The following is a 12,268-nucleotide window of genomic DNA, read 5'->3' on the forward strand; positions in this document are numbered from 1 at the left end:
TTTTTATCATCCTACACCCAATTATCTAAGGGATTCCAATTATTCTCACTCCATGGAGGTTATGATATGAACATTGACCTTGAAGGATACTACAGGATACGTTACAGTCTATTCAGATGGAGACACAATCAGACATGGATCAGCAAGACAGTCATGGCATTTTTCATGGCCTGTGTAACAGGGATAATGGCCCAGGTTGTGATTCCACTACCCTGGACCCCGGTACCCATCACAGCCCAGACACTGGCAGTCCTCATGTCCGGTGTTGTCCTTGGAAGGTACTGGGGTGGGCTGAGCCAGGTCATATACATCCTCATTGGTGCCGCTGGAGTGCCCTGGTTTGCCGGTATGACAGGTGGAGCCGCTGTACTGGTGGGTGCGACCGGAGGATATCTCATTGGATTCATTCTTGCAGCGCTGCTGCTGGGCCACTTCGTTGACAGACACATAAGATCAAGGAAATTCACACCGATGATGGCCCTGATGCTTGTTGCAAACTTTGGCCTTATCTACATCCCAGGACTTCTTGTTCTGGGGCTCTGGACCCTGCAGACAACAGGGACCATGCCATCAGCATGGGAACTTCTTGCCATGGGGCTTTTACCGTTCATACCAGGTGATCTGCTTAAGATAACAGGGGCTGCAGCAGTTACAAGGGCCATAACACCAAAGGAGCCCTACGGTGAAGAGGTTGACGTCCATAAATTCCCTGAATGGAGGCTGCCCTGAACTGATAATCAGGGCACATCACCTCCTCTGTATGAGGGGGTTTCAGGGATACGGCTACAGCAGGGAATTCGTTGATAATATGGAGAGGATCCTCAAGTGGATCCATGATAATCCCAAGAAGTCAATAATGATTGTTGATTTTCCAGATGATATCTGTGCTGCATGTCCATTCCTTGATGGATCCGCCTGCCTGAGGGCCGAAGACACCGTGAGGCTCATGGATCGGATGCTCATGGATTTACTGGGTATAAAGAGCGGGGATGAACTGACATCCACAGAAATCGATGACCTCATCTCCCCCCTCATAGATTCCCCTGAATTAACTGATATATGCGGTGAATGTTCCTGGATTGATGTCTGCCTGGTACACAGAAACCCGAGGTGAAAGATAATGATCCGGCGAAAACTCGGTTCAACTGGCATATCTGCTTCGATACTGGGGATTGGGGTCATGAGGTTCCCTGAGGTGAATGGGAGACTTGAAAGAGGGTCTGCAGCGAAAATTATGAAATTTGCCCTTGAGAGCGGCATAAACTACATTGACACCGGTTACACCTACCATGGTGGTGAAAGCGAGGTTTTCGTTGGGGAATTCCTCTCAGAAAATGGTGACTACAGGGACGATGCGGTCGTGGCAACCAAGCTTCCCACCTGGCTCGTTAACAGAAGAGAGGACATGGATGTCTACTTTGAGGAGCAGACGAAGCGCCTCAGAGGCAAAATTGATATATACCTCCTTCACAACCTCAAAAAGGATTCCTGGCTGGCCCTCAAGGATATGGGTGTCCTTGATTTTCTTGATTCGCTCCGGGATGATGGAATCTATGTTGGATTCTCATTCCATGATACGGCTGACGTATTCTTTGAGATAGCCGACTCATACACCTGGGATGTCATTCAGGTCCAACACAATATAGTGGATGACCACCAGGCAAACCCCACCACCCTTGCATATGCCCGCGGACTTGGTGCCGGTACTGTGATAATGGAGCCACTGAGGGGAGGCTCACTTGTACGTAACATCCCACAGGAGGTCAGGGAGATATATGAAATGGCCAGGACCCCCCGAAAACCTGTGGAGTGGTGTCTGAGGTATCTATGGGATATGGATGATGTCGACGTGGTTCTAAGCGGTATGGGAAGTGTATCAGAGGTCAGGGAGAATGTTGAAATTGCATTGAACTCCCAAAAGCTCACGGAAGATGACCGCGAAATTTTGAGGGAAGTTAAAAGGGCCTACCGCATGAGGAAGAGTGTCCCCTGTTCAGAATGCGGATACTGCATGCCCTGCCCTGAGGGCGTTGACATACCCCGTAACTTCAGGCTTCTGAATGAGGTATACAGGTTCATGAGCACTGGGGGCGTGGAAACTGAGTACAGGAAGATCATGGATGACAGGGAGCGGGCATCAAACTGTTCAGGGTGCTGCTCATGCATGCCCTGCCCCCAGATGATCGATATACCCTCTGAACTCAGGAGGGTCCATGAAAAACTTGGATAGGTGAACCCCTTGATTGAAAGGATCAAATACTCAATCAAGATTGCATTGATACTCGCTGTGCTTGGCTCAGCCGTCCTCTTTATATGGGGGATGATTGGGAGAATGGCTGTGGACTGGAACGTTCTGAGATCGGCCCTTGAAGGTTTTGTTGCATTTGGAATATTTGGATTCATACTGGGATTTCTGATATATGACCTTGAACCCTAGATTTGAATGGAGTTACAGAAGGCAAAATGGAGCTAAAGTCTCTGATATGTGATTGAATCATAGCTACATGAAAAAGAAACACTGTTAGCACTGGGATCACTAGAGTCAGAAGTTTGTTTTTCATTTCAATTTTCACCTCCATTTAAATCATAAATATCGAGTTACATTTTTATGTAATTCGTGTATAAATAGGTATGTGAATCCACAGAACTGCAGTACTCTGCCGAGGAGAAAGATCAGTTTTAAAAGAATAACTGGGTGTGAAATGCAGATATGATGATTCATGGATTTAAAAGACTTGAAAGTAAGAGAAACCATGTATACTTAATCCAATCAGGTACAGAAAGTTTCATCGTCAAAGTACACAAAACCAGCGAAAAATCTTACCTCGAATCAGAAAATGTGAAACTACTGAGGGATAAAGGAGTCAGAGTGCCTAGAATACTTGGTGTATCCAAGAATATCTTGATTGAGGAGTTCATCGAAGGAAAAACCATTGGAGACCTGATATCTAGGGCAGACACAACATGGACAGAAAGCCTTGGAAAGTGGTTCTCAGAAATCCACAGTATAAAAAAACAGTCAAAGACCCTTTTAAAAGGTGACTGCAATCTTAAAAACTTCATATTCACAGAAAAAGAAATTTTTGGGGTTGATTTTGAATATATACACTATGGGAATCCCTATGATGATCTTGGAAAACTATGCTTCTTCATAATGGATAGTAACTCACAGATGTCCATGAATGACAAAAAACACCTTATAAAAAGGTTTCTGAGTGCCTATGAAGATCACTCAAAAACTGTTGTAAATCCAAAAATTGTGGCTGAATACATGGAAATCGAGAAGAAAGGGGCCCTGATAAGGAGGGAACGTCATACTCCTAAATGGTTATAATTTGAATAATCGAGCTAGGAGGGATAATTCTGAGTAAAAAAACTTTCCTAACCGAAAGACAGAAAACCGTTCTTGAAATGAGGGAGAGGGGATGGTCCCAGAAGAAGATTGCAAGGGAATTGAAGACCACAAGACAGAACGTGTCAGCAATAGAAAGAAAGGCCATGGAGAACATAGAGAAATCCCGGAACACTCTAGATTTTGTTAAATTCCTAAAATCACCTGTAAGAATACTTTGCAGACGCGGGGATACCCTTGATGAAATTATAAAGAGATTATTGGAAGAATCAAATAAAGAGGGCATACATGTAATACATGACTCAATTACACTCGCATTTCTGATAAGGGAAAAGGCCAGCCACAGGATCGTTCACAGGGTTGTTAAAAGCGATTTTGAAATAGGAGTGACAAGGGACGGAGAAATTATCGTCGATCTAAATTCCTAGAATTTATAAAAAAATTTTTATAGTACCTCCCATATACAACTAGATGCAGATATATGCATATCGTGTGGTGATCAAAGGTGGGGCAGGTCAGAGAATACCTTGATTTAATAAAAAATTTCAGTGGGTTCGCAAGCCCGGGCAGTGTCATAGGAGCTCATATGTTACTAATAGCCAGGAAGGTCCTTGATTTTGAAGTCGATGAAGAAATTTATGTTACATGTGAAACGACAAACTGTTTACCCGACGCATTCCAGGCCATATGCAAATCAACAATAGGAAATGGGAGACTGAATATCCTGGACACTGGAAAAATGGCTGTCATCATCAACAGAAAGGGTATGCCTGGAGAAACAGTCCAGGCTCTTAGAATAATACTGGATCCTGAAAAGACCGTCAATTACCCGATCATACATGAATGGTACATGAACACCCGCAAGGTATCCGCAGAAGAAGTGAATCCAGAACTCATAAGAGCCGGTGAAAATCTATATTCCTGGTATTTTGTTGATGTGATCGTTCCAGAAAAAGAAAAGAAGATAATTGAAATCTGTAATCTTTGCAACGAACCTTTCATAAAAAGAAATGAGCTGGATCTCTGTCCAGCTTGTCTGAAAAGATAAACATGAGGTGAAAAAAGATGGGATTTGTGTTGGTACCAAAATCAGATTTCCAGATACCTCTGGAAGCAGATACCATAAGACCCGATCTGTTTGAAGGGCTGGATCTTGATGAAATTCGTTCCCTTCAAGTATACGAAGGGAACATCAAAAGACCCCTAGGCGAATTTTTTGAGATAGCAGAGACATCCCATGAAGATCAGTTAATACGGATCGATGGGGATGTCAGCAGGGTGAAGTATATCGGTTCAGGGATGAAATCCGGAAAAATCATCATAAACGGCGATGTCGGACTCCAGCTTGGCTGTGAAATGAAAGGCGGTGAAATAGAGGTAAATGGAAATGTTTCTTCATGGATCGGCATGGAAATGCATGGTGGCACCATAAAAATTAATGGAAACGCGGGGGATTATGTTGGCTGCGCATATAGGGGAGAGTGGCGTGGCATGAAAGGAGGTAAAATCATTATACAGGGTAATGCAGGGAACAATATTGGGGGTGGTATGATGGCCGGAGAAATTTATATAGGTGGAGATGCAGGTAATTTCTGCGGCATCCGAATGAATGGGGGTGAAATAACAGTACGCGGGGATGCTGGAAGGGCCCCCGGAGCAGAGATGGTATCAGGTATCATCAAAATTCATGGACGGATCTCCTCTCTCCTCCCGGGATTCAAGGAGATCTCAACATTCAAAGAAGATGGATCCCTTATGATCCTATTCAAAGGAGATCTATCCGAAAAAAATCCGGAGGGTAATCTATACATCAATTATAATAAGAACCTTCACATTCTAGAGAATGAGACCGATGAAGGGAGAGTCATCACAAAAAAGGGAATTAAAGTAATCTACAACAGTGGAAGTACGATCCGTGAAGGGCAGATAATAAAGGGAGGCAATAAACTCACAGATGATTATATAGATGAATGTGCACGCTGCTGTATTAGTCCTGAAGACTATAAGCTCCTAGGTGAACCCGAAAATGTTGTCGTATCATCACATGGAAATGAAGTTGTTCTGAGAGCTGTTGAGGACCCTGGAATCCAGATGGGAACAATATTCATACCCAGAGGTATATGGGCCAATGTGCTAACGCCACCGTATACCGAGTCAACCGGTTCCCCAATGTATAAAGGAGTGCCGGTTTATCTTAGAAAGGCTTCACAAGGTGAAAGGATCCTGAGTGCCGAGGAACTTGTAGAGGAATACGGGGTGGGAAAATGAGCGTCTATAAAAATGTGACATGTCCCGTCTGCGGAGGGTCTTGTGATGACATAGAGGTTCTCTATGATGGGAAAACAATAAAAACAAGGAATGCTTGCAGGATGGGGAATGCAAAGTTTCAGGAGATGGTCAGCTCCCACAGAATACTTAGACCCCAGATTAAAACTGAAAGTGGTTTCAGATCCGCAGAATGGGATGAAGCCCTTGACGCTGCAGCAGAGATACTTACAGAGTCAAAAAGACCAACCCTATTCATGGGTAGTGAGATGTCAACTGAAGCCATGGCTGCAGGTCTTGAACTTGGTGAGTATCTAAATGCCATGGTGGATTCAAATGCAACCATATGTCATGGCCCCACATTAATGGGAATCCAGGAAGCTGGACAGAGCGCTGCTACGGCAGGTGAGATAAAGAATAGAGCTGACGTCATCATTTATTGGGGTACAAATGTTATGGACTCCATGCCTCGCCACATGTCACGTTACAGCATATTCATGCGCGGATTTTTCAGAGAACGTGGTAAAAAAGATAGAACTGTCATCTCCGTGGATCCCCGTGAAACAGCAACAACTAAAGCCTCCGATATCCATCTGCAGCTGAAACCAAACTCAGATTATGAACTTTTTTCAGCACTGCTTACAGTTATAAGGGGCAATGAACCGCACAGGAGTATTGAGAGTATAACAGGGATATCAGTTGAAACCATAAAGGAAGTCGCAGACATAATGCTGAATGCGCAGTTTGGAGCCATCTATGGAGGTCTTGGACTTGCATCATCAGAAGGTAAGCATAGAAACGTTGAGATGGTTCTCAAACTGGTAGCTGCACTTAATGAACACACCAAATTTACAATAGGAGCCATAAGAGGTCATTGTAATGTTGCAGGATTTAATCAGGTGGCTTCATGGGAGTATGGTTTCCCCTTTGGTGTTGATTTTACAAGGGGTTATCCACGCTACAACCCCGGAGAAACAACTATAGTCGATCTTCTCCAGAGAAAAGAATCCGATGCGGTCCTCGTTATATGTTCAGATCTTGGAGCTCACCTCCCCAAAGAATGCGTTGAGTATATGAAAGAGATTCCTGTAATATGCATAGATATTGCCCCATGTCCAACAACACTTGTATCTGATGTTGTGATCCCTGGAGTTATTGATGCTATGGAGTCCAGCGGCACCTTCTACCGCTTTGACAATGTTCCCATCCACCATAAGGCATTCACAACATCACCATTCCCTGAAACAGAGAGCAACGAACATACTCTTAGACAGATCCTTGAGAGGGTTAAATCAATTAAAGGCGAATAAATATCTGCTAACCATTTTTATTTTTTTCTCCTATGATACAGACATTCGTGGCTTTAATCAGAACTTGAAACTCTTCGCCCGTTCTTATACCAAGCTCAGTGACTGCGCCTGGAGTTACAGCCGAGGTCAGAACTATATCCCCTATCCTCAAGTTTACATAAACAATCCTTGAAGTTTCTATAATGTCTTCAACTGTACCCTTGAAGATATTCTGTGCAGATGCCATAAACGGATCAGCTGCTATCATTATATTTTCTGGTCTGATGGAAAGTATCACAGACCCCTCCCCGCAGTCAACTGTCCTGAAGATATTTGAATTAACATTTACAGAGGTGAGCCCATTCACCTGGCCTTCAACAGTCCCTTCAAGTATATTAGCACCCAGAAAATCTGCAACAAAGTAGGACGATGGTTTATTGATGACTTCCTCCTTTTTACCCATCTGAATGATTTTTCCATGGTTCATCACCGCCACCTTATTTGAAAGCCACCATATATCATCAAGGTCATGTGTAACATGGATCACAGTGGTTTCAAAATTATCCCTGATATCTGCGATAAGTTTTCTTAGGGATATCTTTGTTCTCTGGTCAAGGGCACTGAATGGTTCATCCATCAATAGCAATCGGGGATTCACTATGATTGCCCTTGCTATCGATGCCCTCTGGAGCTCACCTCCACTGAGGGTTCCAGGGTATCTATTCAGTACGTGATCTATACCCATCATAGCTGCGATTTCATGGACTTGTCTGTGAATATTTTCCTTCATCTCTGTCTGCTTACGAAGGCCGTAGGCTATATTCTCCTCCACGGTCATGTGAGGGAAGAGACAGTGATCCTGATATACTATGCTAACATCACGTTCCTCAGGTGGGAGGGTGGTTAGATCCGCCCCATCAAGAGATATCGTCCCCGAAATCGGTTCAAAGAACCCCATGATGGTCTCAAGAAAGATAGACTTACCACTACCAGTCGGGCCGATTATAACAAGATAATCTCCCCTCGAAAGGTGGAGTTCATCTACCCTGACTACGAATTCGCCAAGGTCGATTTCTAAATTATCTATATCCAGAAAACTCATTCCCATAAGCCCCCATTTTTTCAAGGAAAAATATTGTTATGAATGAAATTATCATAAGGAAGATACCGGATGCCACAGCCATCTCCACGTTTCCATAGGATAAATTAAGATACAGAGATATAGGCAGCGTATCTGTTTTCTGATAGGTACCTCCAGCAACTATCAGTACCGCTCCAAAGCAGCCTATGCATCTTGAAAAGGTAATTATTGTTGCAGCTAATATTCCATCCCTTGATAAAGGGATCATGATATTCCTGAATGTCTCAAATTCTGTATATCCAAGGGAACGGGAAACAAATTTGAGTCTCCTATCTATGTTACAGAATGTGGAGTAACATATTCTGACCGTATACGGTAAAGAGACAAAGAACTGTGCACAGATGACTCCAAGATCCGTGAAGACTATCTGAATACCGAGTCCATCCATCATATAATTTAGAGGGGTGTTTCCAAGAAATATGAGAAGCATTATACCTATAAGAATTTCAGGGAATGCTATAGGAATATCCAGCACTGTTTTAACAATGGATTTCCCTCTGAAGGAGTCCTCTGATAGTGAATAAGCAATGAGCAGCGCAGATAACATCACAATCACTGTTGTTATAGTGGATGTTAAAAGAGATAATTTCACTGAGTGGATCATATCAGCACTTGTGAATGAATTCAGGATGGATTGCGGAGAGGATACTGTCCAGAGTGAAATACATATTATAAAAAATGCGGCCACAAAGATGACCGCAAAGAATCTGCAAGTACCTCTGAAAATACTCACTCGCTCAATGGACAAAACCGTTCAACTCCCATCAGTGCTGCTAACCCTGCTATCGTTGTTCCATAAAATATTACTCTTTTATCTGATGCCATGGCCATGATATCCTCAAATGTACCGTTAGCTACAGTAGAACCGGTTACCACTAAAACATCAGAATTATGAATTATCTTCTTATTGCTTTTTTTTGCATCAAATACATCTACACCATATTTTTTACCCTTATTTCCAGGATTCAGATCTGTAACCTGCAATCTGTCTCCAAATGTCTCGTGAAGTTTCCTTACAAACGCCGGTTGAAACCCAAGCAAAGCAACTCTGTCATATCCCAGCAATTCAAGGTAATCTGAAAGTAATTCAGCACACCTTTCAGGAGCGTTTCCAGTGCAGTGAACTGTCCTATCAATGAAACCCTTCTTCCTCATGAGTGCATTGAAAGTAGCTATCAAACACGATTGTTTCCCTTTTACTAAAAGTTCCCCGAGGGTTCCTCTGAAATGAGTGGGAGTAGCTGTGAAGCACTCCCCTACAGTACCATCTTCAAGAGTCGCTCTGAGCATGACCTCTCTCCCCTCAACAAGAGGATAATCCTTGATGGTTGATGTATCAAGGAGAGGGTTCTTCACAGAGATCTCGACATATGTGGACTCCATGGCTGACGAATGTATCAGATAGTTCATTTTATCCCTGATAAACTCATGTATCATGGTATCAGATCCTGGTTTAAATCAGAAAATGACTTTGAACCCCCATTTTTCCCATATAACCCTGGCCTCATCTGATTTAATGTATTCAACGAATTCTTTTGATGTTTCAACGTTTCCTGAAATTGAAGTGACCGCTGCGGGTATTGTCTGGTTCTTTGCTCCCTCGATTTCAATCATTTCCAGCTTTGATTTACTGTTGTTCCATGTCAACATGTCCTCCCATATTATAACTGCATCTACCTGTCCTGAGAGGATGTATGTTAAGAGCTGATTAACTGTTGGAGTCTTTGCAACTAAATTTTCATTTATATTTACGCCCTCTTTATCAAGCATTTTCTGGGCGACTTTGCCTATCGCGCATGCCTTGGGATCTCCTATCGCAACTCTCACGTTTTCTTTACCCAGATCTTTAAGGGAGGTTATGTTCTTCGGATTTCCCCTTTTAACGGCTATGACGGGTTTATGTGAGGTTACATTCACAATGGTATCATTGATTATGTAACCCTTTTCTTTTGCCTTGTCCATTGTCGTATATTCGCCTGTTATGAGTACATCGCCCTTTTTTGATGTCATCAGTGTTGCAAGAAGTTCTCCTGAACCCCCATACTGAACATTAACCTTTTTTCCTGTCTTTTTCTCAAAATTAGTTATTATCTCATTCATTGGTTTCATGAGCCCTGCCCCTGCAAGGACTGTGATCTCTGATCCCTTCATAGTCTTTGAATTTCCTGTGATAAGATACGCTCCTGTAACCGCTGAAAGGATCAGCAACCCTATTACAAACGCCATTATCTTCTTATCCATGATCAGGCCTCCATTACCCTGTAGATTATTCCTCCATCTTTTTCATGTAACATGCCCTCATTGAACCTTATTTTCTTTAGAATATTAACAGGATCAGTTATTTCAACCCCTGCAATCATATCAACCCCGTATTCAAAAAAAACATCTGTCATTGGCGTTGTGGGTCCTATGATAGCCACAAAAGCATCAAGTTCTGCCAGTGCAAGGTAACGTTCTGTGCTGTGATTGACCAGTGTGCTGCCAGTCACTGCAAGTACATCAACCCGGGGGATAATCTGTTCAGCCGCTGTTTCAGGAAAAACACCCCTTTTAGGATTGACCTTAAATGGATTGATCTCCAGAATATAGAACTCGTCCGAAACCGTCCTTATCCTGTCAGTGTAGCGGCGTGGGAATTCACCCACCATAGCGATTTTTCGATTTCGGCATTCCTCCATCAGTATATCAAATGCATTGCATCGTTTACCACCTCCCTCGATCACTGAGTTAACAGTAGCAATTCCCAGGCTGGAATAAAATGGGTCCCATGACCTTGAAAGTTCAAGTAATTCATGAGTCATCTCTGGAATTTCAAAATCTCTGATGAATCCATTATTACTGGCTATACCGCAGGAGCTGCTCCAAACAGCCGTCCATGATCTGCCTATGGCCACATCCCTTACTCTGATTTCAGGCATGTTCTCAATCTCATCCAGTATATCATCAAGTATCATAATAGCACCAGTATAATGGCAATTTCGGGCATTTATTTCTGGAGTGCCGTCTTTATGATGTGTTCCCATGCCACTGACTTTAGATTCCTGATCCTTAGTTCAGACCTTTCAATAGAGAGGAGTCCATCGGGACAGACACTGGAGCATGCTCCGCAGAATACGCAGAATTTCTCATCGATCCGGGCAGTACCATTTATTATACTGATTGCATTACAGGGACAAACATCCACACACGCGTGGCATGACTCACCCCTGCATCGCTCATCTGCCTGGCCTATGGTTCCTCTGATGGGTTTTTTAACGGTGATCGCATTTGCCGGGCATATTTCCATACACCAACCACAGTGAGCACATTTTTCATCAATTGTTATGACAGCACCCTCAACAGTGGCCTTCAGTTCCTCCTTATACATGCATGTCAGACAGCTCATACGGATGGCGCCAACAGGACATATCCTTTTGCATATGCCGCAGTAGAGACATTTATCCTCATCCACCCGGATTCCATCGGCTATCGCCATATTTGATGAATCCGGGTCTCTCCAGCTTATTTCAATGGCTGATACAGGACACATAGCTGCACATTCACCACAATAGATGCATTTTTCCATTGATACATTTATCTCCCCTTTTACAAGGGATTTACGTTCAGGAAGATCCCTGATGGTTAAGAGTGCATTCCTTGGACATGCATCGGCGCAATTACCGCATAAAAAGCATTTTTCGTCATCAATTTCAAGTTTAAAGTCCCAGAACGGATATTCATCGGCGCCCCTTATGCTTTTACCATCCTTCTGGAGATCTATGGCTCCGAAGATGCATACTGAAGCACATAACCCACATAGAACACACTTCTCCTTGTTGAAGGACACTCTGTTCATTTTGATTAAACCCCTCGCTATTGGGAGAAGAGGAGCTATATCTATAGCGTCCACAGGGCATGTCTCTGAACATAACCCACAACCCGTGCATAGATCCGGATTGTAATTCAGTGTCCTCCTTTCAGAACCCATCCTTTCATTAACCAACATCAGTATCTACCTCAGAAATAGCGCCGTTTGGGCAGTTAGAGATGCAAAGCCTACAATTATCACATTTATCATTTATCACAAGGGGAAATCCGTTGTCCTCAATTATTGCATCCTTTTCACAGATGAGAATGCAGAGGCCTTTTCCCGCGCAGTTTTCAACACCGCTACATTTCTCCCTATTGATGACTATCATAGACCAACCTCGAAATGTAATTTTTTGCATATCGTATATTCCA

The 12,268-nt window shown here is 43.2% G+C and carries 16 protein-coding genes; 9 read left to right on the top strand and 7 right to left on the bottom strand.

The features are described 5' to 3' along the window. Positions 1 to 66 precede the first annotated feature (66 nt). From MTBMA_RS06335 to MTBMA_RS06375, 9 genes are all read left to right on the top strand, one after another. Complete coding sequence (locus MTBMA_RS06335; RefSeq protein ID WP_013296109.1) at positions 67 to 729, top strand: biotin transporter BioY; 663 nt, start codon at positions 67 to 69, stop codon at positions 727 to 729. Beyond that, complete coding sequence (locus tag MTBMA_RS06340) at positions 683 to 1,114, top strand: DUF1284 domain-containing protein (RefSeq protein WP_147671664.1); 432 nt, start codon at positions 683 to 685, stop codon at positions 1,112 to 1,114. Before MTBMA_RS06335 ends, MTBMA_RS06340 begins: the two co-directional genes overlap by 47 nt. Before the next feature lie 6 nt (positions 1,115 to 1,120). After that, positions 1,121 to 2,230, top strand: a complete 1,110-nt coding sequence (locus MTBMA_RS06345; protein ID WP_013296111.1) for an aldo/keto reductase — start codon at positions 1,121 to 1,123, stop codon at positions 2,228 to 2,230. Beyond that, a complete protein-coding gene (locus MTBMA_RS06350) occupies positions 2,231 to 2,437 on the top strand; it encodes a hypothetical protein (RefSeq protein ID WP_394295877.1) in 207 nt (68 codons plus the stop codon). Positions 2,438 to 2,713: 276 nt separating this feature from the next. Beyond that, on the top strand, positions 2,714 to 3,334 hold the full coding sequence (locus MTBMA_RS06355) for an RIO1 family regulatory kinase/ATPase domain-containing protein (protein WP_238523357.1): 621 nt from the start codon (positions 2,714 to 2,716) through the stop codon (positions 3,332 to 3,334). A 29-nt stretch (positions 3,335 to 3,363) separates the two neighbouring features. Beyond that, positions 3,364 to 3,780, top strand: a complete 417-nt coding sequence (tfx, locus tag MTBMA_RS06360; protein ID WP_074359241.1) for a DNA-binding protein Tfx — start codon at positions 3,364 to 3,366, stop codon at positions 3,778 to 3,780. A gap of 77 nt (positions 3,781 to 3,857) precedes the next feature. After that, a complete protein-coding gene (locus MTBMA_RS06365; RefSeq protein ID WP_010876550.1) occupies positions 3,858 to 4,400 on the top strand; it encodes an FmdE family protein in 543 nt (180 codons plus the stop codon). Between the two features lie 17 nt (positions 4,401 to 4,417). Continuing rightward, on the top strand, positions 4,418 to 5,620 hold the full coding sequence (locus tag MTBMA_RS06370; protein ID WP_013296115.1) for a formylmethanofuran dehydrogenase subunit C: 1,203 nt from the start codon (positions 4,418 to 4,420) through the stop codon (positions 5,618 to 5,620). Continuing rightward, complete coding sequence (locus MTBMA_RS06375) at positions 5,617 to 6,927, top strand: formylmethanofuran dehydrogenase subunit B (RefSeq protein ID WP_010876552.1); 1,311 nt, start codon at positions 5,617 to 5,619, stop codon at positions 6,925 to 6,927. Before MTBMA_RS06370 ends, MTBMA_RS06375 begins: the two co-directional genes overlap by 4 nt. Before the next feature lie 7 nt (positions 6,928 to 6,934). Here MTBMA_RS06375 and MTBMA_RS06380 read toward each other — a convergent pair whose 3' ends face one another. The 7 genes from MTBMA_RS06380 to MTBMA_RS06410 are packed head-to-tail and all read right to left on the bottom strand — an operon-like array spanning position 6,935 to position 12,225. Continuing rightward, positions 6,935 to 8,008 (bottom strand): ATP-binding cassette domain-containing protein, encoded by a 1,074-nt coding sequence (locus MTBMA_RS06380; protein ID WP_013296116.1) that lies wholly within the window; start codon positions 8,006 to 8,008, stop codon positions 6,935 to 6,937. Continuing rightward, positions 7,986 to 8,780 carry an ABC transporter permease gene (locus MTBMA_RS06385; protein WP_255350879.1) on the bottom strand — a complete coding sequence of 265 codons (795 nt, stop codon included), beginning with the start codon at positions 8,778 to 8,780 and terminating at the stop codon, positions 7,986 to 7,988. The genes MTBMA_RS06380 and MTBMA_RS06385 overlap by 23 nt, the downstream gene beginning before the upstream one ends. Further along, the gene (locus MTBMA_RS06390) at positions 8,777 to 9,484 is read right to left on the bottom strand and encodes a Rossmann-like domain-containing protein (protein ID WP_013296118.1); all 708 of its coding nucleotides are present in this window, start codon (positions 9,482 to 9,484) and stop codon (positions 8,777 to 8,779) included. Before MTBMA_RS06390 ends, MTBMA_RS06385 begins: the two co-directional genes overlap by 4 nt. Before the next feature lie 21 nt (positions 9,485 to 9,505). Beyond that, the gene (gene modA / locus MTBMA_RS06395; RefSeq protein WP_010876557.1) at positions 9,506 to 10,288 is read right to left on the bottom strand and encodes a molybdate ABC transporter substrate-binding protein; all 783 of its coding nucleotides are present in this window, start codon (positions 10,286 to 10,288) and stop codon (positions 9,506 to 9,508) included. A 2-nt stretch (positions 10,289 to 10,290) separates the two neighbouring features. Further along, positions 10,291 to 11,001 carry a Rossmann-like domain-containing protein gene (locus MTBMA_RS06400; protein ID WP_010876558.1) on the bottom strand — a complete coding sequence of 237 codons (711 nt, stop codon included), beginning with the start codon at positions 10,999 to 11,001 and terminating at the stop codon, positions 10,291 to 10,293. A 32-nt stretch (positions 11,002 to 11,033) separates the two neighbouring features. Further along, positions 11,034 to 12,032, bottom strand: coding sequence for a tungsten-dependent formylmethanofuran dehydrogenase subunit FwdF (gene fwdF / locus MTBMA_RS06405; RefSeq protein WP_013296119.1), 999 nt, complete (start codon positions 12,030 to 12,032; stop codon positions 11,034 to 11,036). Continuing rightward, positions 12,022 to 12,225: an ATP-binding protein gene (locus MTBMA_RS06410; RefSeq protein WP_048175579.1), complete on the bottom strand. Its 204-nt coding sequence runs from the start codon at positions 12,223 to 12,225 to the stop codon at positions 12,022 to 12,024. The genes fwdF and MTBMA_RS06410 overlap by 11 nt, the downstream gene beginning before the upstream one ends. Between the last annotated feature and the right edge of the window lie 43 nt (positions 12,226 to 12,268).

Origin of the sequence: Methanothermobacter marburgensis str. Marburg, from assembly GCF_000145295.1 — an archaeon.
Classification (GTDB): Archaea; Methanobacteriota; Methanobacteria; order Methanobacteriales; family Methanothermobacteraceae; genus Methanothermobacter; species Methanothermobacter marburgensis.